Below are 24,096 nucleotides of genomic sequence, written 5' to 3' on the forward strand. Positions count from 1 at the left end.
CGGACGCACAGGCAGTCAGCGCCGTTACCGGACCGTCGGGTTCCCGCCCTCCGCGGCCCGCTCAGGACCCCGGACACCCGCTCAGGACCCCAGACAGTCGACGAACTTCACCCGGTCGCCCGCGCCCTTGATGAAGTCCTGCGGCGAGTGATTGCGAAAGCGGCACATGTCGTAGCGGGCCCGGGAGCCCGCGCCGCCCCCGTCCTGCTCGTAGGAGTGCTGCCCGGACAGCTGACAGGAGTCGTACCGCACGAGCGGCCCCTGGGGGCCGACGCGGTAGCGATGGGGACTGCTTTCCCCGGCGAAGGACTTGAAGGCGTTCGCGGTGTCGTCACAGTCGTTGAAGTGCACCGTTCCGCTGTCCCAGGCGCAGTCGATCACGACGGTGTCCGGGTCGCGCACCTCGAAGCGGATGTCCTCGGCGTGGAAGCGCTGTACGGAGTCGTGGTGCGGACCGCGCGGGAAGCGGAAGAAGGTGCTGGTGCGCCCGTAGTCGGCGGAGTCCTCGGGGCGGCGGCCGGTGACGATGTAGGAGCCGCCGCGGCAGGTGATGGAACCGCCGTAGGGGAACTCCAGGAAGTTGCCCCAGGCGTACTCGACCTTCATGTCGTTGAACCAGTAGTTGAGGAACTGGTCCTGCTGGCGGTGGCTCAGTGACTTCTGTGACAGCCCGGAGTACAGGAATGCCTTGCGGTAGGCACCGCCCACACGGCAGGCGTCCCAGCGCATCTCCGAGTTGGTGTTGCTGCCGTCGAGCGCCAGACCGTAGGTCCACTCGCCGGTCCACTCGCATTCGGTGAAACGGTAGTCCTGTGCCTGACCGGTCGAGTAGGAGTAGAAGAACGAGGCGCCGGGGGTGGCGGAGACAAAGCCCAGCTGCTCGAACATCACATTCGCCCAGCTGTCCTCGTTGCGGCACAGATAGGCGTTGTCGGCCTCGGACGGTGCGAAGAGCAGCTGTGTCATGCGTTTGCCGGCCCCACGGAAACGTAAGCCATTGGCCTTGAGCTTTCCTCCGGTGGCGTTGAGCAGCGCGTGGGGCTTACGGATGAGGTAGGTGCCGGCCGGTATGTCGATCACGGTCCGGCCGATGTGGTCCCACACCCGGCCGGCCGCATAGGCGTACGCGCGGGCGAACGCCCGGCTGTCGTCGGTGCGTCCGTCGCCCTTGGCGCCGAAGTCCGCCACCACGTCGATGACGTCCTTGCCCTTGGGTTTGTGGCCGGTGACCACCGGGGCCCTGGCGTCGTCGGACGACTGCCGGGTGGCAGGGGATGCCGGCTCACATCCGGTGAGGGCGGCCGCCAGTGCCGCGGCCGTGCCCGCCAGCACCGTCCGGCGATCGGCGCCACCGGTTGACGGAGAGGTCCTGCCTGCCATGATGTTGCTCCTTCGGGGGTCCATTCATCAGGTGGGGGACATGAGCCAGTTCGGATATGCGATCAGACAGCTGTCTGCGGCCCAGAAATCCGCGAAGGGAGTGTCCCTGTACTCGCGTTATGTGAACCGGCCGGCCGGCCGGGTGCTGGCCGCCGCGGGCTACAGCATGAAACTGACACCCAATCAAGTCACTATGATCAGCGGGGTTTTCACCTTTGCCGGCGTGGTCATGATTGCGGTGCTCCGACCCTCGCCCGCCGCGGCGGTCGGGATATTCGCGGCCCTGGTCCTCGGTTTCGCCCTCGACTCCGCCGACGGGCAGCTCGCCCGGCTGACCGGAACCGGCAGCGCCGCGGGGGAGTGGCTGGACCATGTGGTCGACTGTGCGAAGATGCTCGCCCTCCACATGGCCGTACTCGTCTCGTTCTACCGCCACTTCGGCTTCTCCGACCCTCGGTATCTGCTCCTCCCGGTCGCCTTCCAGTTCGCCGCGGTGATGGTCTTCTTCGGCGGCATCCTCACCGAACAGCTCAAGCGCGCCGACCGGCTGCGGAGCGGTGCGGGGGGCCCGGCGCCCACGGCACCCGCCTCCACGCTGCGCTCCGTCGCCCTGCTTCCGGTCGATTACGGGGTGTTCTGCGCCGTGTTCCTGCTGTTCGGCAGCCGGGACGTGTTCCTGGCGCTGTACTGCTGCCTGCTCGGCGCGCATCTGCTGTTCATGGTGGCGTTCCTGGCGAAGTGGTACCGCGAACTGTCCGCCCCCGGCCGCTGACGGGCCGGGGACGGACCCTTCACCAGGGCAGGAAACCCGGGCCGGGCACCGGACCCATTCCTCCGGTCACGCCGAATTTGCCAGCCCGTCGAGCACCTTGCGCAGCAGGGTGCTCGACGTGTGCACGGTGTAGGGGAAATAGATCACATCGACCCCGACCGTCGCGAAATCCCGTTCGAGCTTGTCGCCCTTGCTCGTCCCCCGCCAGTCGTCGCCCTTGAAAATGACGTCGAACCGTACCTGCTGCCACGTCTCCAATTTGTCCGGCACCGTCTCGACGAACGCCGCGTCCACGAATCGGACGCTGCGTACGATCTCCAGCCGCTCGGTCAGCGGAATGACCGGTGCCTGCCCCTTGGCCTGCATCGCCATTTCATCCGAGACGACACCGGCCACCAGATAGTCGCACTGGCTTTTGGCATGCCGGAGAATATTCAGGTGCCCGACGTGGAACAGGTCGTAGACCCCGGGCGCATAACCTACTCGATGCGTCATTTACCCCCCACTCGGCATACGGTCAGTTTCTGGCGGTCACATAGACCGGGCCGTTGCGCCCGGACACATTGGTGCCGTCGGTGACCTCGATCGAGTACCGGTGCTGCTCCCCGGGCTGCACGGTGTCCGTGTAGCTCATGGTGGGCCGGTTCCAGTAGCGCGAGTCCTGGTTGAGCGAGGTCAGATACACGCCGTCGCGGTAGATCTTGTACGTCAGGACGCCGTCGTCCCGGTCCCACGAGGCCTTCCAGTTCAGCGTGATCTTGCCCCGGGACCCGCTCGCACCGCTGAGCAGCGGCACCTGCGGCGCCCCGGTGTCCGGCCCCGCCGCGAACCGGGTCAGGCCCTGCTGCGGCGCGTCATTGACGGTGGTGAACTCGCCGCCCGCCCACAGGATGCCGTCCCCCACGGTCAGCGCCCGCGGGCCGATCTGTTCGCCGATCCCGTCGTTGGTGTCCGGGAACCACGGCAGGATCGTTTTGTCCGAGATCGACTGCGCCAGGAAGTGCTGACGGTTGTTGATGTCGGTGAAACCGCCCGGGGTGTTGGAGCAGTCGTGCGCATGGGAGCCGCTGTAGAGGACGCCCTTGTACGGCAGCACGGCCTGGGTGGCGCCCAGACAGGTGTCCTTCCAGAGCTGCGAGCCGTCCGACAGCCGGCCGGCCGCGCGTCCGTCGAAGACCCCGCCGCCGGTGCCCTCGGCGCCCAGATAGAAGTTGGTGCCGTCGTTGACGAGCGACTTGACCGCCGACCTCTGCGGAATCCAGCCGCTGAAGGAGTTGACGACCCGCCCGGTGGTCGCGTCCAGCCCGGCCAGCGCGTGCACGCCCAGCAGACTGCCGTTCACCGAGGTGAACCGGCCGCCGATGATGACCTTGTTGAGCTGGGGGGCGACCGTGAGGGCGTTGACCGCCGGTGTCGGGTCGTTGCCGACCGAGGAACCACGGATCGTCGCCTTGAACGGAAGCAGCTCGCCCGTGGGCCGCAGCGCGGCGATCCGCTCACGGGTCTGTCCCTGGACGGTGCTGAATCCGCCGCCGAGGTAGACCGCGTCGGCGGTGACGTCCAGGGCCCGTACGGTCGAGCTGACCGTCGGCTGCCAGTCCGCCCCGATGGTGCAGTCGGCGGTATTGACGGCGGCCGTGTTGGACCGGCCCACCGGGCCGGCCTTTCCGAACGAGCCGCCGATGTAGACCTTCGAGCCGTCGGGCGAGGCCTTCATGGCCCGGATCGTGGACGTGCCGCCGGTGAACGCCGGGGCGCACGGCAGCGGTTCACCGGTCTTGGCGTCGAAGGCCGCGAAGTTCTTACGGGCGAGTTCCCCGGTGCCGGGGGCGGCGCCCGGCGGCCGGATGTGGCTGAAGGTGCCTCCTACGTAGACGATGCCCTTGGCGTAGGCCATGGCCCACACGATGCCGTCGGTCTGCCAGGTGCTCAGCGGATCGGCGGTGAGAGTGGTTTCACCGGCGGCCTGAGCGGGGCCGGCGGAAAGGGCCGTCGACGCGGTGCCCAGCACCGCGGCTGCGAGCAAGAGATGGACGGGTCTGCTTCTTTGGCGCACAGGTCCCCCCTGGAAGCATGGCGCGATCGGAATTGTCAGGGTAGGACGTGGGAACGCGACGAGTTCTGTGCGGAAATGGGCCGGTGTTCACGGTGAGTTTCCCGAACCACGCTTGCGCAGCGCCCCGAAGAACTCCCCTACCCCCAGCGGCAAACGATAGCGCCAGACGGCCGCGCCGAAAGCCCCAATGGCTAAAACAATTCCCAAAAGGGCGCCGGGAACGCTGTCCCCGAAAAGCGTCCGCAGAGCGAACACCGGGAGCGCCACCGTCACGGTGCCGAGCACCGCGGCGTACCGATAGCCCCGGTCGACGGTGCGAAATCCCAGGCGGTAGCGGGCCAGCAGCGCGGACGCGCCGTTGTCCACCACGACCGCCAGGCCCCAGGAAACCGCCGCCCCCAGCACCCCGTACCGCGGCACCAGCCATACTCCGCTGCCGAGTTGGACCGCGAACGCGGTGCCGGCAACCACCAGATTCCAGACGCTCCGCCCGGCCATGAGGATGACCGTCTGCGCATTGCCGACGCCGACATTGACCAGACAGGCCGCCGCCAGCACCACCAACCCCGCCGCGCCCTCGTCGAAGCCGGGCCCGAAGAGCGACAGCACGGTCCGTGGGAAGGCCGCGAGGACCAGGAACACGGGCCAGGAGAAGAGCGCGATCCAGCGCGTCGACAACCCGTGCAGATGACGGGCCCCGTGGGTGTCACCGCCCGCCAGCAGCCGGCTGATCTGCGGCGCCACCGCCAGCCTGATCGCCAGCTGGAGCAGCGACCCCGCGGTGACCAGCCGCCCGATCGCCGTGTAGATGCCGGCGTCGGTGCCGGTGCCCAGCACCGACAGCAGAATCACGCCGATCCATGCCGCGGCGATGTCGAAGACGGACGAGACCGCCCGCGGTCCGGCGAAGGCCCAGAACTCCCGCGTCTGCGGCGGCGGTTGACCGGTACCCGGATGCGCACGGCGGGACCGGCGCAACGAGACGAAGGCGGCCACCGCACCCAGCACCCCGGGTGCCAGCCAGGCCGCGGAGAGCCCGGCCACACTCGGTGCGAACAGGGCCAGCGGCACCGCGAGCAGTACGCGCACGGCCGGCTTGCCGATCTGCTCCACGCCCACGAAGGGCACCACCGAGCCATACCCCCGGGTGGCCCCGAGCAGCACCAGCGCCACCGTCGTCACCGGCAGAAACACCGCGAACAGCCGTATCAGCGCGGCGGCTTGGCCCGGATCCAGCTCGGGCAGCAGCAGGCCGGCCAGCCCGGGGGAACACAGCAGCACCGCCGCGCCCGCGGCGCTCGCCAGCAGCGTCGGCAGGACCGAGATCCGCAGCAGTCCCGGTACGCCGGCGCCGCCGCTGAGCTCCAGGTCCCGGGAGACGAAGCGGACCAGCGCGGTATCGGCGCCCAGCTTCAGCGCATTGCTCAGGATGGTGAAGGCCGCGACGCCGGTGAAGACCGCGCCGGCCCCGCGGGCCCCGAGGCCGTGGGTGATGACGGCGACGAGGACGAACCCGAACAGCGCGTTGGCGGCCGAGCCCGCCAGGCCGAACAGACTGCCGCGGGCGGTCGTGCCGACCCCGCGTCCGCCGGCCGCGGTCCCTCCCGGCGCCGGTGGCGCGGGCCGGCCGCCCGCGCCCGCCGGACCGATGGCCGTCACCTGCGCAGCGCGGTGGTGTCGGCGTCGGTGGACGTGCCGTCCTGCGGTGCCGGGCCGATGCGGGGCGGCGGCGGGCCCGGCCGTGGCGGCGGTGCCACCGCGGCGGCCCGCGGACGGCCGCGGCCGCGCTTGCGGTGCGTCGGTCCGCCGTCCGTCAGCCGGCGCAGTGACGTCCCGCGGCTGCCCTTGTCCAGGACTGCCCCCAGGATGTGCCCGCCGGCGCCGGTGATCAGCTCCCACACCCGGTCCAGATCGTCCCGGCGGACCTCGTGGAGATCACAGACCACCACGACCCCGGCCGCCTGCTTGGCGACGGCCAGCCCGTCCGCATGCGACAGCAGCGGGCCGGTGACGACCACGACATTCTCGTTCGGGCCCGACGGTGTGTTCAGCAGCCGCGCGAACTGCGGTGAGGACAGCGCACGCGCCGGGTTGGGCACCTCCCGGCCGGGCAGCAGATCGAAGCGCCCGTCCACGCCCGCGTCCACGGCGAGCCGTTCGCCGTCCGCCCAGCTGCCCGGCACCGGACGGCCGTGACCGGGGTGCAGCGGGAGCCGCTGGGCGAGCTGCGGAGCGCGCAGATCGGCCTCGACCAGCAGGATGTCGTTGCCGATCTCGGCGAACGCACCGGCCAGGTTGACCGCGACCGAGACGGCCTCCGCGTTCTCCCGGGGGGAGACGACCAGCAGGCTGCCACATCCCGCGAAGCGCTGGTCGTGCACCAGCCGGAAGGCGATCGTCCGGTAGGCCTCCGCCCGGTTGCCGCGGCCGGACCGCCCGACCTCCAGCAGCGCCGTACCGCCCTGCCGGCGCGGCAGTATGCCGAGCACCGGTGCCCGCAGGTTGTCCTGCACATCCGCCACCGACCGGACCCGCGGCTCCAGCACCGAGCGGACCCAGGCCGCCAGGATGCCCAGCACCAGACCGACCACGGCCCCGGCGAGCAGCAGTACGACGAGGCCGGGACTGGACGGGAAGGCCGGCGGATCGCCCTTGCGGACGATGTCGCCGGGCGTCGTGTCGAGGGACTTCAGGCTGGAGATCCGCCCCTGCAGATCCGCTATCTCCGACACCAGATTGCTGCGCTCGGACTCATCGGTGGCCCGCCCCGACCCGCCGCTCCCGCCCGCGATCCGCCGGTCCAGCACCTTGCGCTGTTCCTCAAGAGGCTTGAGTTCGGCGTTCAGCTTGCCGACCGTCTTGTCGATCCGCTGAGTCGCGGCGTCCTGCCGGTATGTGAGATACGCCTGCACAAAGGCGTTGACGAGCGCCGCCGCCCGGTCCGCGGAGTCCGCGCTGTACTCGAACATCAGGGTCTGGGTCTCGGGCGGGTTGCTCACCCGCAGATCGCGCTGGAGCGTCGCCGGATCCGTGTCCAGCTTGAGGGCCCTGGCCGCGCCGGCCGCCACCGACGCGCTCTGTGCGATCTGCCGCTCGGTGCCCATGCTGATCTGCTTGTCCACCGAGACCCCGCCGGCCTCGAAGGGCGCCGTACTGATCGCATGCACCACGACCTCGCCGGTCGCCGTATAGGTCGAACCGCCGAGCAGGGACACGGCGCCACCGCCGAGCATGCCCAGCACCAGCCCCAGTACGACCAGGGCGCGATACCGGAAGAGCTGGCGCAGCTGGTCCCGGATCTGGTCCGGCTCCTCCGCGGGCTCGTCGAAGACGCTCACGTACGTGCTCCTCCTGTGGGTAGAGGCAAGGCGGCGCGGTGCGCGGGGGACGTCGAGGCGCACGCGGGGTCCTCGGCGGACGGCGGAAGGGTCCGCCGTCCCGGTTTACGGGTGATCAGCAGCGGGATGCAGACCAGTAGCGCGAGCGGGCCCACGATGGCCATCAAACTGCCGCGCAGCAGCACCAGTTGGTAGAAGCCGAAGGCCGGCACCAGCAGCGCCGCGAGCGTCCCGGGGCGCCGCCGCAGCCGGTGCCGGAGGCCGTCGATGCGCCGTCCCACCGCGCCGATCAGGCCGAAGACGGCGATGACCGACGGGAAGCCGGCCCACATGTACGACTCGATCCACAACGGCGCGGAGAGGTTCTCGAAGGTGTATCCGGCGTGCCGGGCCAGCAGGATGCCCGCGTCATCGGGCTTGCCGGACCAGACGGCACGCGGCACAAAGAACAGCGGGGGGCCCAGCGCGGCCGTCGGGGTGAAGCCATGCGTCCGGACGTAGTCCACGCCCGTCTCGATCTGCTGGAACGCGTCATAGTCACCGTTGGACGTGAACTGCTCGGCGAGCGAGACGACATGGACGGGTTCCCGCTTGTCATAGCGGAAGTAGTCGCTGTACGGAAAGACCACCAGTACCACGGCCGCCACCGCCGCCGCGCCCATCCGGAAGGCCCGTGGTCCGCGCAGCCAGGAGGCGCTGAAGACCAGCGCCAGCAGGACCGTTCCTGCCCAGAAACGCGGCTGGCTGATGGGGTTGTTCACCACCACGTTCACCGCGATCAGCAGCGGGAGCAGCAGCCACCGTAACCCGCGCAGGGTCCGGTCCCCGGTGGTGAACCGCGGTACGTGCAGCAGCCCCACCAGCGCCCAGAAGGCCGGCACCGAAAGGGCCCAGGCGGCCATCGCCCGGTCTGCGGACGCGGCCGGTGCCGCCTGCGCCGCCGCCTCGTTGGCGGCCTGCCGGCTGAGGAAGAACGCCGACAGCCCGCCCTGCCCCGGGATCAGCGCGACCGCCAGCAGCAGCGCCAGACCGCACAGCAGCAGCACCCGCCCCGCCGACAGCCGCCGGGCCAGGAGCGGTTCGAGGACCGTGGAGGTGCGCGCCGACCGCCAGGACGCCACCGCCGATCCCGCGCTGTAGGCGAGAAGTCCCGTCTCCACCACGGCCGTTGTCAGGAACGCGGTGTTCGCGTCGACGACGAAGCCCCGGGGATACGCGTCCGTCGCGAGCATCGCCAACGGCGCAAGTCCCAGCCACACATAGGAGAAGAGCCAGAAGCCGAAGGCGATCAGCCGCGCCCGGACGTCCGTCAGCACCCGGGCCAGCGCCGCACCCGTGTGCACCACCACCACGCACTGCACGGCGAGCGCGGCACCGAAGCGGGCGTCGAGCGACTGCAGGATCAGCACCGGAAGCAGCACCACCAGCAGCAGCGCCCAGCAGCACAGTGCGGCGACACCGCGCACCGGCACCGCGGTGCCCGGACGATTCCCGTGCAGCATCGGCCCACCTCCCCCCAACTCCCCACCAGCGACCACAATCTAAGGGACATCGGGAAAACAAGGTCGCCTTCGGGACACAATCGCAACGCAATTCACAGCCCGCGGGCCCCGGCGGGCTCCTACGATGACCGCACATCCAGAGGGGGGCCATTCGTGGAAGACTCGTTCGCGGGCCGGTGCGTGCTCGTGGTCTCGACCAACTACGCGCCCGAACACACCGGCATAGGGCCGTACTCGACACAGATCGCCGAGCACCTGGCCGCAGCCGGCGCCGACACCCATGTCCTCGCGGGCATGCCGCACTATCCCGCCTGGCGGGTGGCGGACGGCTACCGCGGCCGGTGGCGCGTCCGGGAGCGCCGCGGCGGGGTGACGGTGCACCGCCGGCGGCACACCGTTCCGCCGCACCAGACCGCCCTGCGCCGGGCGCTGTTCGAGGCGACCATCCTGGCCCACGGCGCCGTGGCACCACCGCGCATCCGCCCCGACGTGGTGCTCACCCAGATGCCCAGCCTGGCCGGGGGAGTGCTGGGCGGGCGCCTGGCGCGACAGGCCGGGGTGCCGCATGTCGTGGTCGTCCAGGACCTGATGGGGGCCGCCGCCGAGCAGAGCGGCATCCAGGGCGGGGGCCGGGCCGCCGCCCTGGCCGCGGCGGTGGAGGCGCGGGTGCTGCGTCAGGCGTCCGTCGTCGGGGTGGTGCACGAGTCGTTCGTGGACCGGGTCACGGCGATGGGCGTGCCGCGCGCACGGGTGCATGTGGTGCCCAACTGGACGCATGTGCAGGGCCCGACCGGCGACCGGGACCGCACCCGGGCGCGACTGGGCTGGTCCGACGGGGACACCGTGGTGCTGCACGCCGGCAACATGGGCCTCAAACAGGGGCTGGAGGTACTGGTCGAGGCCGCGCGGCTCGCCGGTCAGGAAGCCGCGCCCGTGCGGTTCGTGCTCATGGGGGACGGCAACCAGCGCGCGCATCTGCAACGGCTCGCCGCCGACGTCCCCGCACTGTCCTTCCTGCCGCCCGCCGACGCCGAGGACTTCCCCGAGGTGCTCGCCGCTGCCGATGTGCTCGCGGTGACCCAGAAGGCCTCCGTGCTGGACATGAGCCTGCCGTCCAAGCTGACCTCGTACTTCATGACGGGCCGGCCGGTGATCGCCTCGGTGGCCGCCGAAGGGGGCACCGCCCAGGAGGTCCTGCGCTCGGGCGCGGGGACGGTGCTCGCACCGGAGGACCCGAAGGCGCTGCTGGCGGAGGTCCGTGCGCTCGCCGACGATCCCGGCCGGGCGGCCCGGCTGGGAGCCCGGGGCCCGCAGTACGTCGAGCAGCGGCTGAGCAGCCGGGCCGGTCTGGAGCGGATCACGGAGCTGCTGCGGATCGCCCGGGCAGCCGGCCGGTAGCAGAGCCGCAGGCGGCGGGGGCGGTGGCCCCCGCCGCCCCGGTCATCCGGCGCCGGGCCGGGCGAGGGACCCGTACCACTCCTCCAGCCGGTCGGCCACGGCCGCGAGCGAGAACTCCGCGTCGACGGCCGTATGGCCGGCCCGGCTCACCCGCTCCCGCAGCGGGCGGTCCTCCAGGAGCCGCAGCACCGCATCCGCCAGCTGCTCCGGCGAACCGTCGGTCACCAGAGCGGCCTCCCGCTGCCGGAGCGCACCGGCGATCCCGCAGCTGTCGGTGCAGACCACCGGGGTGCCCACCGCCAGGGACTCCAGCACACTCATCGGGAACGGCTCGTCGACGCTGGGCAGCACATACACGGTGGCCTGCGCCGTCCGCCGCACCGCGGCGTCGTGAGCGAGGGCTCCGCCGTACGTCACCACATCGCCGAGCCCCTCCCCGGCGATCAGCCGCCGGACCTCCGCCAGCCGTCCCTCGTCCGAACCGTGCAGGGTGAAGGTCACCTCGGGCCGTTTGCGGTGCACCAGGGCCGCCATCCGCACAAAGGCCTCAGGGCGTTTGCGGCTCTGCAGACGGGCGAGGAAGAGCACATCCGTACTGCTCCGCTCCGCGTCGGCCGGGCGGGCGCGGACCCCGTTGGGGAGCCGGACCAGCCGCGGTCCGCGCGGGCCCAGTACCTGCCGCAGCCCGGCCTCTTCCTCGTCGGTGAGCACCAGCGCCGCGGCCGCCCGGCGCAGCAGCGGCAGATAGACCCGGTCGAAGAGCCGGGCCACGGCCGAGCCGCGGGGCTGGACCATGCCATGGGTCTGCACGAGGAAGGGTCGGCGGCGGACCACGGCCACCGCGAGCGCGGCCAGGGACACCAGGTCCCGCCCGGCGTGCAGATGCACGGCGTCGGCCCGGCCCAGCCGCCGCCAGAGCGCGGGCAGCAGCCCCGGGTGGAACAGGCCGAGGAAGCCTTGCCCCGGCACCAGCGTGCGGGCGGTCCGGGCGTGCAGCGGTACCCCGTCCACGGACCGCGGGGGTGCGCTCCGGCCCCGCCACAGCGAGACCAGCTCCACCTCGTGGCCCCGCGACGCCAGTTCGCCCAGCTGCCCGGTGGCCACGCTCACCGGACCGCCGTAGGCCCCGTCGTCGCTGACCAGCGTCACGACATGGGTGATCCTCATACGGCACCCCCGGTGGTGTGCACGGCCCCCGGCGGCACATCACGGTGGGCGACCGCACCGGCCCCGACCACCGCATCCGCGCCGACGGTGACACCGCGCAGCACCATGGCGCGGGCGGCCACCCATGACCCGGGCTCCAGACGGATCGGCGCATTGTCGAACTCGAAGGTGGGCGAACGGCGTTGATGGCTTCCGGTGCACAGCACGGCACCCTGGGACACACAGACGTCATGGGCGATGCTGATCGGCTCCAGGTTGATCAGCCAGGAGTCCTCACCCACCCAGACGTCATCGCCGACCGTCAGCTTCCACGGCCACTGCACCCGTACCCGGTGCCGGATGAGCACCCGCTCGCCGACCCGGGCGCCGAATGCGCGCAGCAGCGGGGGCCGCAGCCGCGGCGGGAACCACCACTTCATGAACAGGACGTTGAGCACGACGAACCAGGCGACCTGGGTCAGCAGCCCCCGGCCCTTGTCGTAGCCGGCGCCGGTGAAGCCGCGCAGCCGGCGGTCGGTGGTGGTGGCCGTCATCGGTCCACCCGCACCCGGTGACCGGAGAGTTCGTCCGCCAGCTGCCGTATGTCCGACTCCACCATGATCCGGGCGAGTTCGTCGAACTGCACCTTCGCCGACCAGTCCAGCAGGCTCTTCGCCTTCGACGCGTCGCCGATGAGCGCGTCCACCTCGGAGGGCCGCTCGTACTTCGGGTCGAAGCGCACACTGCGCTCCCAGTCCAGCCCCACCGCGTCGAAGGCGGCCTGCAGGAAGTCCCGTACGGTCGCGGCCACCCCGGTCGCCACCACATAGTCGTCGGGCTCGTCACGCTGGAGCATCCGCCACATGGCCTCCACGTACTCCGGGGCGTAACCCCAGTCGCGGACGGCGTCGAGGTTGCCGAGGTAGAGGTGTTCCTGCAGGCCCGCCTGTATGCGGGCCACCGCGCGGGTGATCTTGCGGGTGACGAAGGTTTCGCCGCGCCGCGGGCTCTCGTGGTTGAAGAGAATGCCGTTGACCCCGAACAGGCCGTACGCCTCGCGGTAGTTGACCGTGGACCAGTACGCCATGACCTTGGCGCAGCCGTACGGACTGCGCGGGTGGAAGGGCGTCGCCTCGTTCTGCGGCGGCGGGGTGGCGCCGAACATCTCCGAGGACGAGGCCTGGTAGAGCCGGGTCTGCACCCCGCTGGCGCGGATGGCCTCCAGCAGCCGAACGGCGCCCAGCCCGGTCACATCGCCGGTGTACAGCGGGGCGTCGAAGGAGACCCGGACATGGGACTGGGCCCCGAGGTTGTAGACCTCGTCGGGCTGCACATCGCGCAGCAGATTCACCAGGGCCACGCCGTCCGACAGATCCACATGGTGGAGCAGCAGCCGCCGGTCGGGGGTGTGCGGGTCCTGGTAAATGTGGTCGATGCGCTCGGTGTTGAAGCTCGACGAGCGTCTCATCAGCCCGTGCACCTCATAGCCCTTACTCAGCAGCAATTCGGCGAGATATGACCCGTCCTGACCGGTGATTCCGGTGATGACCGCGGTTTTCGGCATGGCTTCCCCCCACGAGAAGTGATGTGCGTCGTGATCGAACTTGATGGATTACCCACGCGCCGGCGGACCGCGGGGCGTGGACGCTACCCGCTCCGTCGCCGCTGGTCGAGAGCGATGAGCGGCAGATATTTCCTGAAATAGCCGGTGGGCGTATCGGGTTGACTGACACAATCCGCCCCATGGATGACTTGCTGCCCACACCCGCTCGCGTCTTTGTCGCCGGACACCGGGGCCTGGTGGGATCCGCTGTCGCCCGGCGGCTGTCCGCCCGGGGCTATGACGTGCTGACCCGTCCCCGCGCGGAACTCGACCTGCGGGATGCCGGGGCCACCGCGGCATATCTGCGCGCGGCACGGCCCGACGCCGTCGTCCTGGCGGCCGCCAAAGTCGGCGGAATCATGGCCAACAGCACCTACCCCGTGCAGTTCCTGGAGGACAATCTGAGCATCCAGCTCAGCGTCATCGCAGGTGCGCACCAGGCCGGGGTGCGCCGACTGCTGTTCCTCGGATCGAGCTGCATCTACCCCAAGCACGCCGCGCAGCCCATCACCGAAGACGCCCTGCTGAGCGGCCCGTTGGAGCCCACCAACGAGGCCTATGCGATCGCCAAGATCGCCGGCCTCGTCCAGGTCCGCTCCTACCGCCGGCAATACGGTGCCTCCTTCATCTCCGCCATGCCGACGAACCTCTACGGGCCCGGCGACAATTTCGACCTGGAGACCTCGCACGTCCTGCCCGCGCTCATCCGCCGGTTCCACGAGGCGAAGGAACAGGGGCTGCCGGAGCTCACCCTCTGGGGCACCGGCACACCGCTGCGCGAGTTCCTGCACGTCGACGATCTGGCCGCCGCCTGCGAGGTGCTGCTGCGCCGCTATGACGGCGACGACACGGTCAACGTCGGCTGCGGGACCGACCTGACCATCGCCGACCTGGCCTCCTGTGTCGCCTCCGCGGTGGGCTACGAGGGCCGGATCTCCTTCGACCCGTCGCGCCCCGACGGCACCCCGCGCAAGCTGCTCGACATCAGCCGGATGCGTGCCCTGGGCTGGTCGCCCACCATCCCGCTCGCCGAGGGCATCGCCCGGACCTACCAGGCATGGCGGGCGGAGCCGGCCACGGTGTGAGGACCCTCGACCCGAGCTGTGCGCCCGGCGCCCGCCCCTCGGCGAGGCGCCGGACGCACACCGGAGTGCGCTAGTACGCACCGCGTCCGTCCACGACGGCACGCACGGTACGGACCAGCACACCGATGTCGCGGGTGTAGGACCAGTTGTCCACATAGCTCAGATCCAGTGCGACGGTCTCGTCCCAGGTGAGATCGGACCGCCCGCTGACCTGCCACAGACCGGTCAGCCCCGGCTTGACGGACAGCCGGCGGAGCTCGGTTCCGTCGTACTGCTCCACCTCTTCGGGCAGCGGAGGCCGCGGGCCGACCAGGGACATATGGCCGGCCAGGACGTTGAACAGCTGGGGGAGTTCGTCCAGCGAGAAGCGGCGCAGCAGCCGGCCCACCGGTGTCACCCGCGGGTCCCGCCGGATCTTGAACATCGCGCCGTCGTGCTCGTTCGCCGTCTCCAGCGCGACCCGCATCCGGTCGGCGGTGGCGACCATCGTGCGGAACTTCCACATCCGGAACGGCATCAGATCCTGGCCGATCCGTATCTGCCAGTAGAACACCGGCCCGGTGGAGGAGAGCCTTATTGCCGCCGCCACCAGGGCGAACACGGGGGAGAGCAGCACCAGCAGCAGCAGCGCTCCCAGCCGGTCCGTGACCTGTTTCAGCAGTCCCGGCATCCCCTGCCGCGCCGCCGGGTCTATGTGCATCACCGTCAGACCCGCCGCCTTCGCGAGCCGGACCCGATGCTGTGACACATCGATCAGCCCCGGAAGTATGGCCAGATTCCGGCCTCCGTCGTGCAGTGCCCAGGCGAGCCGCCGCACCCGCGCCGCGGACAGCTGACGGCCCGGCGCCACGAAGACGAGATCGGCGTCGAGTTCGGCGGCGCACCTGAGGACGGTCTCGCCGTCCGGAGCCGCTTCGGAGGCGTTCCCGTCGGCGGCGAGCCGGGCAGGGACGGGCACTGCCGAATCGGTGGTTTCCTCGCCGACGAGACAGCTGCCGACGACGACATATTCGTGATCGGTGCGGTGTGCCAGCTCCGCGAGCACCACATCGACGGCGCCTGCCTCCCCGACGATCAGCACCCGCCGCAGCGCCTGCGCGCGACGCCTGATGGCCAGCAGATACCGGTGCACGAGCTTGCGCCGGGCCACGCTCAGGGCCAGGCACGGCAGCAGTGCCAGCACACAGATCTTGAGCGAGACCTCGACCCGCGCCGTGACGCAGACGACGGCCAGCACGCCCAGCATGGTCAGCCAGTCCCGTAAGACCGGCATCGCGGCATCGTCACCGGCCAGCTCCTCCCGGCTGTAACGATTCTTCGATGCGCCGACGGCCAGCCATGAGGCGCCGGCCAGCGCCGCGGTGAGCAGCGGCCGTGGCTGCTGTGTCACGGCACAGAGCAGCCACACGGGCAGCACGGCACCCCCGGTGTCCACGGCCAACGCCAGCTGCCGCAGCCGCCGTTCCATCGACTTGTGCCTGCTCTTCTCGCCGCGTTCCGGTACGCGGTCCAACTTGGCTGTCCCGGCAGGTGAATCGATCACCCTTGCTCCGGCAGCTTCGAACAACCCCATGGCCCCCCACTTGGTCGTCCCCTTCACTTCCGGCGCGGCTGGAGCCCCCCGGCCACACAGCCGCCCCCGTGTTGGACGTGACGCTAGAGCACGCTGCGCCCGACTGCTGTGGTTTACCTATTTTGAGTGTTCTTGTGACCCATTGTTTACAAGCGAACGAGCTCGTGATCCGGTTTCGGCCGACGCCCGGAGGTGGCCCCCGGGTGTCGGCGCGGCGCGGGCCCGCGGCCTTCCCCTACCCGCCGCTCCACGTTTCCGATGCGCCCGGCATGCCCCGGATAGCATGCCGGGCATGAACAGTGACCTTTTCGCCAAAGACCACATGGCCGTACCGGCCACGGCGCCAGGAATGACGCAGCAGAATGCCAAATCGCTCAAGTACGCGCTGGACGGCGAGTGTTATGCCCGGCAGGGCGCGATGATCGCTTACCGCGGTGATCTGCAGTTCGAGAAGCAGGGGCAGGGCATCGGCAAATTCCTCAAGCGCGCGGTCACCGGCGAGGGGCTGGCGCTGATGGCCGTACGGGGCCGCGGCGAGGTGTGGTTCGCGCACGAAGCCGCCAACTGCTTCATCATCGACCTCGCCACCGGCGACGGCATCACCGTCAACGGCCGGAACGTGCTGTGCTTCGACCCGTCCCTCTCCTACGAGATCAAGGTCGTCAAGGGCGCCGGTATGGCCGGCGGCGGGCTCTTCAACTCCGTCTTCAGCGGCCAGGGCAAGCTGGGCGTGATGTGTGAGGGCAACCCCATCGTCATACCCGTGTCTCCGCAGTCCCCGGTCTTTGTCGACACCGACGCCGTGGTCGGCTGGAGCAGCGGTCTGCAGACTTCACTGCAGCGTTCGCAGAGCCTCGGTTCGATGCTCCGCGGCGGCTCCGGCGAGGCCGTCCAACTCCGCCTCGACGGCGAGGGATTCGTGATCGTACGGCCCAGTGAACTCCGCCCGGAGAAGGAATCCGGCAACTGATCCGGATCGGCCCCGCGCCGGCGGGCCGGAGGCCGGGCGCACGCCCAGCCGGTCAGGCCGCCGCGAAGCGGTCGAAGCGGTCGAAGCAGTCGCGGTGCTCCGTGAAGAGCTCACCCAGCCGCCCCTCGGGATTGATCGGCGCATCCGTCGATGGTCACCAAGCCGTACCGAAGCAGCCCGCCGCGCGCAGGAACGCGTCCCGGGCGCTGACCGCCCGGCCGTGAGCGGCGGCGCACTTCTCGGCCTGGGCCCGGACCGTCCCGTTCCAGCCCAGGAGCCCACCGCTGAGGCGCACGCAGGAACCGCCCGCGCCGAGCGGTCCCGCCGCGAGCCCGCGGAGGCGGCTTCGCGCGCCGCGCCGCTGCCTGGCATGATCGCGCCCATGGCTGAACGCGTGATCGCCGCCTGTGACGGCGCCTCGAAAGGAAACCCCGGGCCCGCCGGCTGGGCCTGGGTCATCGCCGACGATGCGGGAACCGTCGTCCGGTGGGAGGCCGGCCCGCTGGGCACCGCGACGAACAACGTCGCGGAACTCACGGCGCTGGAACGCCTGCTGACAGCCACCGATCCGGCCGTCCCGATGGAGATCCGGATGGACTCCCAGTACGCGATGAAGGCCGTCACCACCTGGCTGCCCGGCTGGAAGCGCAAGGGGTGGAAGACGGCCGCGGGCAAGCCGGTCGCCAATCAGGAACTGGTCGTCAGCATCGACGCGCTGCTCACGGGCCGCTCCGTGGAGTTCCGGTACGTCCCCGCGCACCAGGTGGACGGCGACCCGCTCAACGACTTCGCCGACCGGGCGGCGAGCCAGGCGGCGATCGTCCAGGAAGCCGCCGGCAGCGCCCTCGGCTCCCCGCAGCCGCCGCCCGCCGCCCAAGCCGTGCGGCCCGCCGGCACCCGTCGAAGCGCCTCCGGCCCGGCGGCGAAGAAGGCCTCCGCACCGCAGCGGCGCACCTCGGGGAAGCCGACGCGAACCCTCAACGCCAAATTCCCCGGTCGCTGCCGCTGCGGGCGCTCCTACGCGGCGGGCGAGCCCATCACCAAGAACCCGGAGGGCTGGGGCCATCCCGCATGCCGCTCCGGAGCGGGCGACGACACGCCCTGAGCCGACATGATCCCCGAAGGGGCGCAGGGAACCGCGCGACCGGCCACGAAGCGGCCGCAGACACTTGACGGCACCTCTCGGCGTTTCCCCGGGGCGCCTAGGGGTGTCGCTCCCCAGGGCCTGTCCGGCGGATCAGGGCCGGACAGGCCCTAGGCACGCGCGGCGGCGAACGGGCCGTCGGTGCCGAAGGCCAGGGCGGCGAAGCGTTCGCCGATGCGGCGGTGGGTGGCGGCGTCCGGGTGGATCTGGTCGGGCAGCGGAAGTTCGGCGAAGTCCGCCTCGCCGTAGAGGGCACGGCCATCGAGATAGTAAAGGTGCGGGTCGTCGGCTGCCCGCTGCTTCACGAGGCGGGCCAGTTCGTCCCGGATGACGTTGAGCGTCAGCTTCCCGGCGGCCCGTTCCGCGGGGTCGCCCGCGGCCTTGAACTGGAGCTTCCCCTCGCTGAGGCTGCTGAAGTCCGGGGCGCTGGGGCCCGGGGTGTCCTCGTGGATGGGGCACAGGAGCGGCGAGACGACCAGCAGCGGAGTGGTGGGATGGCCCTCGCGGATGGTGTCGAGGAAACCGTGGACCGCCGGAACGAAGGCGCGCAGCCGCATCAGGTCGGAGTTGACCAGATTGATGCCGATCTTGACGCTGATCAGGTCCGCGGGGGTGTCCCGCAGGGCGCGGGCGGTGAACGGGTCGAGCAGGGCGCTGCCGCTCAGGCCCAGGTTGGTGAGTTCCACGCCGCCGAGGGAGGCAGCCAGCGCGGGCCAGGTGGTGCTGGGGCTCGCGGCGTCGGAGCCGTGGCTGAACGAGCTGCCGTGGTGCAGCCACTTCTTGCGGCCGCTCTCCGGGAGGGGCTCGACGGGGGCATCGGTGCGCAGCGCGATCAGCCGGGTGATCTCGTTGTACGGCAGCCAGATCTCGACGTCCTTGACGCGGTCGGGGAGCCCGGTGAACCGGGCGGTGCCGGGTGGGCCGGGGCGGGTTTCCGCGGTCCCGGTGGTCAGGTCCACCATCGCGACGTTGCCGCCGGTCACACTTGCCTGCCCGGTGAGCTGCCCGTCGACGAACAGGTCGTACACGCCATCGGGGCGCGGCGGGGCGCCCCGATAGGCATTCTTGGTGCGCAGTGCATCCAGCTCGATGGCGGTGGCCCGGGTGCGGAACACCAGCCGTACGCCCGACGGCTGGGCCTCCGCCATGGCCAGCAGTGCGTCGGCGCACTGCGCGCGGGCCCGGGCGGGCAGCCGGTGCGGCAGCACCCCCTGCTCGGTGTGCTCCACGTCGAGCGCGCCGCGCAGAAGATCCGCGGTAACGGGCGTGGTGATCCAGTCGGATACCCGGGGCGTGGTGGCGGAGCGGGGGGCAGGCTGAGAGCTCATGATCCCAGCCTGCCAACCGGATACCTGATCCGCACATCATTTTCCGGCCCCTCACCCCCGCCGCGACGTCATCGTGGCCAGCGTCGAGGCATGCGGCTTCTGGTACTGGGCGGGACGTCGTTCGTGGGCCGCGCCATCGTGGATGATGCCCTGCGCACCGGCGCCGAAGTGACCTTGTTCGGCCGGGGGAGGACCGGGAGGGAGCTGTTCCCCGGGCTGCCCCGGCTCATCGGTGACCGGGACACCGGCGACTACGCGGCGCTGCGCGAGGGCAGTTGGGACGCGGTCGTGGATGTCAGCGGCTATGTGCCACGGCACGTCGGGCAGGCGATGGACGCGCTGGGGGACCGGGCCGGACGGTATCTGTTCGTCTCCAGCCATGCGGTACCTGTGCGCGGGTGGCGGGCACCAAGATCGAGATCGTTCCGGTGTCCCCCGAAGGGCGGCCGCCGATGTTCCCGCTCGTCCGGCCGGACTGCCCGGGGGAGCCCACCGCCCACCGACCGGCCCCCGCTCAGCCGGCGTTGCCCCCCTTGGGCCCGGCCACCGGCAGATCGAGCGGGCGGGCGAGACCCACCACTCCCTCGTCGAGACGCTGGAGATGCCGCAGCACGCGGAAGGTGACCGTGCCCGACTGGAGCGCCCCCGAGCCGGCCGCCTCCAGCATCGCGGCGATGCTGAATCCGGAGTCGACCTCGCCCTCGGTGGTCTCCTCCAGCACCCGGGCGACGATGAGATCGATGTTCTGGCCGATGCGCCGGCCGGCGCGCGCAAGGCGCGGGTCGGCCGCGATGGTCTTGCTGTACGGCACAAGTTCCGCCGTCGCCGCCAAGGAACGGGCGTGATAGGCGCAGGTCTCCAGGAGCGCCACCAGATAGCGGACGGTCCGCCGCCGGCCGCGCAGCGGGGTGATCGGGTGCGTCAACGGCCCGGTGGAGGCACGCAGATCGTCCAGCGCGGTGTCCAGATCGCGCGCCTTGCCCAGCAGATCGACGGCGGGCCCGCCGCTGAGCTGCTCCACCGCGGCGGACACCACGTCCCGCAGCCGGACCAGCACGGTGCCCAGCAGCTCGTCCGTACGGCGGTCGGTGTGCACCGGCAGCACCAGTACGGCGGCGATGATCCCGCAGGCGGCGCCCAGCGCCGTCTCCTCGATGCGCAGCACCAGCACGGAGAGGCTGTAGGTGTTGAGCAGTGTGTAGAGCAGCCCGAGCATCGTGGTGACGAAGAAGGACATCAGCGCGTACGACAACGGTGCGGTGAACCACATCCCGAAGATGCAGAGCAGCACCAGGGCGAACGCGGCCCAGGTGTGGTTCCCGACCAGCCCGGCCAGCGCGACACCGGCGACCACGCCCAGGACCGTGCCCACCAGACGGCGATAGCCCTTCACCAGGATCTCGCCCGTGGACGCGGTGTTGAGGAAGACCACCCAGCAGGTCAGCACCGCCCAGTACCAGCGCTGGCTGGACAGGAACTCACCGCCGATGATGGCCAGGGTCGAGCCCACCGCGACCTGGAACGCGGCCCGGGTGGTGGGCCGTGCGAGCCCGGTGCGGTCCTCCTCCGGATCCTCGGTCTCGTCGGCCCCGGCGATCGAGAGATCCTCGGCGTCGAACTCCTCTCGCGAACGTGTGGTGGCCGGGGAGTCGTCCGACTCGTCCTGCGGCCCGTCCAGTGCCAGCCGCAGGCCCAGGACCGCGCGGGCGGTCTCGCCGAGCCCACGGAAGACGTCCTGTACGGCGGCCGAGGCGCGCGGCAGGTCGTCCTCCTCCCGGTAGCCGAGCAGCCGGTTGCGTACCTGGGCCAGTGCGGTGCCGCGGTCGTCGGGCGCGTGCCGGGCGACCAGCAGCAGCAGCGCGGTCAGATCCCGGTGCAGGGTGACGAGCGCGTCGTCCTCGGTTCCCACCCGGGCCGCCGTGGCCGGCACGGGGGCGTGCGGCAGATGCATGGTGATGGTGTCCGCGCGCTCGGCACTGCGGGCGTTGAGGATCAGCATCCCCAGCCGTTCGGCGGCGATCTCGGCGTCCGCGACGCGGCGTTGCACCAGCCCCGCCGTGGCCGCGTCCCGTGTGCCCTCCTCCAGGTGCCCCTGGATCATCAGCGCCGCTTCGTGCAGCCGGGCGGTGTGCCGCCGCAGGTCGTCCAGCACCTTGTCGAGGTCATCGGGTCCGGCGTCCAGGAGCTCCATCTGGGTCGCCAGCAGCTGGGCGAGGCGTGCCCGGAAGGCCTCGCGCAGCCGTCGCAAGGTGCGGGTGGGGGTTTCCGGGACGACGGCGAACCGGACGACCGCGCTGCACACGAAGGCGATGCCCAGGGTCAGATACAGCTCGGGCAGACCAGGGCCGGTGGCGTGCACGAACAGCGAGACGAAGTAGACCTGAAATCCGATCAGGCCCAGCGCGGTGCCGCGGTCACCGAACCGCCGGCAGTAGACGGCGCCGAAGATCAGCAGGACGAAGAACAGATCGCCGGCGATGACCAGGGTGTGCAGCAGCGCCCCCAGCGACATCGCGGCGAGTGCGACGGGCAGGCCCAGGGCGAGTGTGACCGCCTGGCCGCGCACCTCCTTCTCCTTGATCGCGAAGGTGGACACCATGGCTGTCATGGCGCCCGCGACCATCAGCGTGACGTCGGTGTGCAGCACCGCCAGGACGACGAGGGTGAGCACGATGGCCCCGACCGTGCGCAGCCCTGCCATCAGCCGCAGTAGCCCTGGGTCGGATGCCGCGAAGCGGTCCCAGCTGTGCGTCCCAGTCCGCCGTATCGCTGCCAGCACGCTGCCGTACACTCCCCATTTTTGCCATGATCCGGAGTGCCCCAGCATCGCACGCCTGCTCGGACCGGCTTCCGCCGCACCGTCCCGGCTCCCCCGCAGCCCCCTCTGCTCCCTCCTCAACTCCCTACATTCCACACACCCGTCACATTCCACACACACGTCATATTCCGCTCATTCCGGGTGTTCCCGGCGTTAGTGAGGTGTTAGCCGATCACCAGTGAGGGCTCCCAGGGTGGGTGGTGCGCAAACGAACGAGAACGCACCGACCGGACCCGGGGCCCGGCTCCTTCGTTCCCGGCTTCTTCGCGGGGTGCGGACGGAGCCGGGCGGGGTCCGGCGGGCGTTCCACCGAGGTTCTCCGGGTGCCGGAGAAGAGGGAGTTGATGACTGATGACGATGCGTGGTCTGCGTACCGCCGCCACTGTCGCCGCCGCCGTCGCGCTGGTCACGGGTGCGAGCGCCGGGATGGCCTCCGCGGCAGGATCCGGCGCGGCCGCGGCCGATGCGTGCCAACCGGGGACGCTCAAGGTCACGACCACCGACGCGGGTTCGAGCCAGGCCGGAATGAATCACGAGGGCACCTATCTGCAGGTGACCAACACCGGCGACAGTACGTGTGCGATAAGCGGGTACCCGGGGCTGGCGCTGGAGGGCGCCGGTCACACGGCCCTGAAGACCACGGCGCACCACGGTGACACCTACTTCGCCCAGGACCCGGGCGTGCACCAGGTCACCCTGAAGCCGGGCAAGAGCGCCTACGCGGACCTGGTCTGGACGCACGCCGGTCCGTCGTCCGCGCAGGCCAAGTACCTGCAGGTCGCCCCGACGGGCGGCAACGCGCACAGTGTCGTGGCGTTCGACAAGGCGGTCGACGGTGCCGAGCTGTCGGTGACCGCCTGGTCGGCGAAGCTCCCCAGCGCTTCCTGACCGTTGCCGGTACACCGAGGGCCGGCGCATGGCGCGTCGGCCCTCGGCTTCTGCACGCCGGCCTCGGCCGCCGGGCGGGTGCCGGATCAGCTCCGGGGGGCGGTCAGCAGTGCGCGGTACCACTCGACGGTGGCATCAAGGGTCGCGTCCAGAGGCGTCGGACGGACTCCGAAGGCCCGCTCGAAGGCTGTGGAGTCGAGGATCTGCGGCTCGGTGTGCTGGTAGAACATCTCCGCGTACTCGTCCATGAAGGCCGCGTCGAACGGCCCGAACGGGCGCGGTTCGGTGAGGACCACCCGCTGCACCGGGCGGCCCACCAGCTCCTCGATCATCGCGTGGATCTCGCGGGTGGTGACGGCGGGCGCGGTGGGCAGGTGCCAGACCCGGCCGTCGCCTTCGGGGTCTGCGCCGAGCGTGGCGAGTCCGGCCGCCACATCCCGGATGTCCGTGTAGCTGTGCGGCAGGTCGATATCGCCCAGCCCGAGGACCTCACCGCCGCCCAGCGCGGCCGGGAAGACTGCTCCGCCGAGCGTCGAGTTGAGCACTCCGGGACCGACGAAGTCGGCCGACCGGCCCAGGACGACACGGGCGCGCCCCGCACGGTGGGCGGCGAGATAGTGCTCGTCCAGCTGCGCCCGCATCCGCCCCTTGCGGCTCGTCGCCCGCCACGGGGTGTCCTCCCGCATCACCTCGCCTTGCGTCCGGCCGTACGGATACAGCGTGTCCAGGACGACCAGCCGTGCCCCCGTGGCCTCGACGGCGGCCAGCACCGCGCGCTGGACCTGCGGCAGCACCTCGACCTGACGGTGATAGGCGACGTTCACACAGTGGTAGACGACGGCGGCGCCCTCGATGGCGGTCAGCGCCCCGTCGGGCGTGCTCACATCGGCCGCGAACCGCTGGACGCCCTCGACGGCGCTTTCCGGCGCCGAGCGGCTGACCAGCCGTACGGCGTGACCACGGCGCACGAGCTCATCGGCGAGCGCGGTGCCTGCCGGGCCGGCGCCCAGTACGACATGGAGCGGTTCTGATGCAGCGGACATGGCGGTTCCTTCTCTCCGGGCCGATGGCCGAGGGGCCGAGGGGACGAAACGA

Annotated in this window: 20 protein-coding genes; 6 read left to right on the forward strand and 14 right to left on the reverse strand. The window is 70.8% G+C overall.

The features are described from left to right. Positions 1 to 81: 81 nt before the first annotated feature. Positions 82 to 1,380: a glycosyl hydrolase family 28-related protein gene (locus AB0C46_RS01010; RefSeq protein WP_362824687.1), complete on the reverse strand. Its 1,299-nt coding sequence runs from the start codon at positions 1,378 to 1,380 to the stop codon at positions 82 to 84. 40 nt (positions 1,381 to 1,420) lie between these two features. Between AB0C46_RS01010 and AB0C46_RS01015 the strand changes: the two genes are divergently transcribed. Continuing rightward, a complete protein-coding gene (locus tag AB0C46_RS01015) occupies positions 1,421 to 2,152 on the forward strand; it encodes a CDP-alcohol phosphatidyltransferase family protein (RefSeq protein ID WP_362824689.1) in 732 nt (243 codons plus the stop codon). Between the two features lie 66 nt (positions 2,153 to 2,218). Here the strand turns inward: AB0C46_RS01015 and AB0C46_RS01020 are convergent, their stop codons facing one another. From AB0C46_RS01020 to AB0C46_RS01040, 5 genes are all read right to left on the reverse strand, one after another. Next, positions 2,219 to 2,647: an adenylyltransferase/cytidyltransferase family protein gene (locus AB0C46_RS01020; RefSeq protein ID WP_362824690.1), complete on the reverse strand. Its 429-nt coding sequence runs from the start codon at positions 2,645 to 2,647 to the stop codon at positions 2,219 to 2,221. Positions 2,648 to 2,669: 22 nt separating this feature from the next. Continuing rightward, positions 2,670 to 4,178 (reverse strand): fibronectin type III domain-containing protein, encoded by a 1,509-nt coding sequence (locus AB0C46_RS01025; RefSeq protein ID WP_362824691.1) that lies wholly within the window; start codon positions 4,176 to 4,178, stop codon positions 2,670 to 2,672. Positions 4,179 to 4,295: 117 nt separating this feature from the next. Continuing rightward, positions 4,296 to 5,867: an oligosaccharide flippase family protein gene (locus tag AB0C46_RS01030; RefSeq protein ID WP_362824693.1), complete on the reverse strand. Its 1,572-nt coding sequence runs from the start codon at positions 5,865 to 5,867 to the stop codon at positions 4,296 to 4,298. Continuing rightward, entirely contained in the window at positions 5,864 to 7,546 is a 1,683-nt protein-coding gene (locus AB0C46_RS01035; RefSeq protein ID WP_362824694.1) for a lipopolysaccharide biosynthesis protein, read from the reverse strand. Before AB0C46_RS01035 ends, AB0C46_RS01030 begins: the two co-directional genes overlap by 4 nt. Further along, a complete protein-coding gene (locus tag AB0C46_RS01040; protein ID WP_362824696.1) occupies positions 7,543 to 9,048 on the reverse strand; it encodes a hypothetical protein in 1,506 nt (501 codons plus the stop codon). The genes AB0C46_RS01035 and AB0C46_RS01040 overlap by 4 nt, the downstream gene beginning before the upstream one ends. A 186-nt stretch (positions 9,049 to 9,234) precedes the next feature. On the opposite strand from AB0C46_RS01040, the gene AB0C46_RS01045 reads away from it, so the two are divergent. Then, positions 9,235 to 10,446, forward strand: coding sequence for a glycosyltransferase (locus AB0C46_RS01045; protein WP_362825145.1), 1,212 nt, complete (start codon positions 9,235 to 9,237; stop codon positions 10,444 to 10,446). Between the two features lie 42 nt (positions 10,447 to 10,488). Here AB0C46_RS01045 and AB0C46_RS01050 read toward each other — a convergent pair whose 3' ends face one another. Genes AB0C46_RS01050 through gmd form a run of 3 tightly spaced genes read right to left on the reverse strand, consistent with a single transcriptional unit; the run spans position 10,489 to position 13,156 of the window. Next, positions 10,489 to 11,613, reverse strand: coding sequence for a glycosyltransferase (locus tag AB0C46_RS01050; protein ID WP_362824698.1), 1,125 nt, complete (start codon positions 11,611 to 11,613; stop codon positions 10,489 to 10,491). Beyond that, a complete protein-coding gene (locus tag AB0C46_RS01055; RefSeq protein ID WP_362824699.1) occupies positions 11,610 to 12,146 on the reverse strand; it encodes a putative colanic acid biosynthesis acetyltransferase in 537 nt (178 codons plus the stop codon). The genes AB0C46_RS01050 and AB0C46_RS01055 overlap by 4 nt, the downstream gene beginning before the upstream one ends. Further along, positions 12,143 to 13,156 (reverse strand): GDP-mannose 4,6-dehydratase, encoded by a 1,014-nt coding sequence (gmd, locus tag AB0C46_RS01060; RefSeq protein ID WP_362824701.1) that lies wholly within the window; start codon positions 13,154 to 13,156, stop codon positions 12,143 to 12,145. Before gmd ends, AB0C46_RS01055 begins: the two co-directional genes overlap by 4 nt. 179 nt (positions 13,157 to 13,335) lie before the next feature. On the opposite strand from gmd, the gene AB0C46_RS01065 reads away from it, so the two are divergent. Continuing rightward, positions 13,336 to 14,280, forward strand: a complete 945-nt coding sequence (locus AB0C46_RS01065) for a GDP-L-fucose synthase (protein WP_362824703.1) — start codon at positions 13,336 to 13,338, stop codon at positions 14,278 to 14,280. 70 nt (positions 14,281 to 14,350) lie between these two features. Here AB0C46_RS01065 and AB0C46_RS01070 read toward each other — a convergent pair whose 3' ends face one another. After that, entirely contained in the window at positions 14,351 to 15,823 is a 1,473-nt protein-coding gene (locus tag AB0C46_RS01070; RefSeq protein ID WP_362824704.1) for a sugar transferase, read from the reverse strand. Positions 15,824 to 16,145: 322 nt separating this feature from the next. Between AB0C46_RS01070 and AB0C46_RS01075 the strand changes: the two genes are divergently transcribed. Both AB0C46_RS01075 and AB0C46_RS01080 read left to right on the forward strand, forming a co-directional pair. After that, positions 16,146 to 16,823: an AIM24 family protein gene (locus AB0C46_RS01075; protein WP_362824706.1), complete on the forward strand. Its 678-nt coding sequence runs from the start codon at positions 16,146 to 16,148 to the stop codon at positions 16,821 to 16,823. 370 nt (positions 16,824 to 17,193) lie between these two features. Then, complete coding sequence (locus AB0C46_RS01080) at positions 17,194 to 17,928, forward strand: ribonuclease H (RefSeq protein ID WP_362824707.1); 735 nt, start codon at positions 17,194 to 17,196, stop codon at positions 17,926 to 17,928. Between the two features lie 149 nt (positions 17,929 to 18,077). Here the strand turns inward: AB0C46_RS01080 and AB0C46_RS01085 are convergent, their stop codons facing one another. The 3 genes from AB0C46_RS01085 to AB0C46_RS01095 all read right to left on the reverse strand — a co-directional run bounded on the left by AB0C46_RS01085 (position 18,078) and on the right by AB0C46_RS01095 (position 21,996). Then, entirely contained in the window at positions 18,078 to 19,295 is a 1,218-nt protein-coding gene (locus tag AB0C46_RS01085; protein WP_362824708.1) for a GDSL-type esterase/lipase family protein, read from the reverse strand. A gap of 51 nt (positions 19,296 to 19,346) precedes the next feature. Beyond that, positions 19,347 to 19,676, reverse strand: a complete 330-nt coding sequence (locus AB0C46_RS01090; protein ID WP_362824710.1) for a hypothetical protein — start codon at positions 19,674 to 19,676, stop codon at positions 19,347 to 19,349. 133 nt (positions 19,677 to 19,809) lie between these two features. Further along, positions 19,810 to 21,996: an FUSC family protein gene (locus AB0C46_RS01095; protein ID WP_362825147.1), complete on the reverse strand. Its 2,187-nt coding sequence runs from the start codon at positions 21,994 to 21,996 to the stop codon at positions 19,810 to 19,812. 468 nt (positions 21,997 to 22,464) lie between these two features. Here AB0C46_RS01095 and AB0C46_RS01100 point away from each other — a divergent pair, with 468 nt between their 5' ends. Beyond that, on the forward strand, positions 22,465 to 23,001 hold the full coding sequence (locus tag AB0C46_RS01100) for a DUF4232 domain-containing protein (RefSeq protein ID WP_362824712.1): 537 nt from the start codon (positions 22,465 to 22,467) through the stop codon (positions 22,999 to 23,001). An 86-nt stretch (positions 23,002 to 23,087) separates the two neighbouring features. Here AB0C46_RS01100 and AB0C46_RS01105 read toward each other — a convergent pair whose 3' ends face one another. Then, complete coding sequence (locus AB0C46_RS01105) at positions 23,088 to 24,044, reverse strand: NAD-dependent epimerase/dehydratase family protein (protein ID WP_362824713.1); 957 nt, start codon at positions 24,042 to 24,044, stop codon at positions 23,088 to 23,090. Positions 24,045 to 24,096 lie beyond the last annotated feature (52 nt).

Source organism: Streptomyces sp. NPDC048637, from assembly GCF_040650675.1.
GTDB lineage: Bacteria > Actinomycetota > Actinomycetes > Streptomycetales > Streptomycetaceae > Streptomyces.

What these genes read in the sequence shown, in the direction of transcription:
- AB0C46_RS01055 (WP_362824699.1), bottom strand. Translation starts at nt 12,146, where the DNA reads ATGACGGCCACCACCACCGACCGCCGGCTGCGCGGCTTCACCGGCGCC.
- AB0C46_RS01015 (WP_362824689.1), top strand. Translation starts at nt 1,421, where the DNA reads ATGAGCCAGTTCGGATATGCGATCAGACAGCTGTCTGCGGCCCAGAAA.
- AB0C46_RS01040 (WP_362824696.1), bottom strand. Translation starts at nt 9,048, where the DNA reads ATGCTGCACGGGAATCGTCCGGGCACCGCGGTGCCGGTGCGCGGTGTC.
- AB0C46_RS01080 (WP_362824707.1), top strand. Translation starts at nt 17,194, where the DNA reads ATGATCGCGCCCATGGCTGAACGCGTGATCGCCGCCTGTGACGGCGCC.
- AB0C46_RS01050 (WP_362824698.1), bottom strand. Translation starts at nt 11,613, where the DNA reads ATGAGGATCACCCATGTCGTGACGCTGGTCAGCGACGACGGGGCCTAC.
- AB0C46_RS01085 (WP_362824708.1), bottom strand. Translation starts at nt 19,295, where the DNA reads ATGAGCTCTCAGCCTGCCCCCCGCTCCGCCACCACGCCCCGGGTATCC.
- AB0C46_RS01075 (WP_362824706.1), top strand. Translation starts at nt 16,146, where the DNA reads ATGAACAGTGACCTTTTCGCCAAAGACCACATGGCCGTACCGGCCACG.
- AB0C46_RS01095 (WP_362825147.1), bottom strand. Translation starts at nt 21,996, where the DNA reads ATGGCAGGGCTGCGCACGGTCGGGGCCATCGTGCTCACCCTCGTCGTC.
- AB0C46_RS01065 (WP_362824703.1), top strand. Translation starts at nt 13,336, where the DNA reads ATGGATGACTTGCTGCCCACACCCGCTCGCGTCTTTGTCGCCGGACAC.
- gmd (WP_362824701.1), bottom strand. Translation starts at nt 13,156, where the DNA reads ATGCCGAAAACCGCGGTCATCACCGGAATCACCGGTCAGGACGGGTCA.
- AB0C46_RS01105 (WP_362824713.1), bottom strand. Translation starts at nt 24,044, where the DNA reads ATGTCCGCTGCATCAGAACCGCTCCATGTCGTACTGGGCGCCGGCCCG.
- AB0C46_RS01100 (WP_362824712.1), top strand. Translation starts at nt 22,465, where the DNA reads ATGACGATGCGTGGTCTGCGTACCGCCGCCACTGTCGCCGCCGCCGTC.
- AB0C46_RS01020 (WP_362824690.1), bottom strand. Translation starts at nt 2,647, where the DNA reads ATGACGCATCGAGTAGGTTATGCGCCCGGGGTCTACGACCTGTTCCAC.
- AB0C46_RS01010 (WP_362824687.1), bottom strand. Translation starts at nt 1,380, where the DNA reads ATGGCAGGCAGGACCTCTCCGTCAACCGGTGGCGCCGATCGCCGGACG.
- AB0C46_RS01090 (WP_362824710.1), bottom strand. Translation starts at nt 19,676, where the DNA reads ATGGCTGGAGACGAACAGATACCGTCCGGCCCGGTCCCCCAGCGCGTC.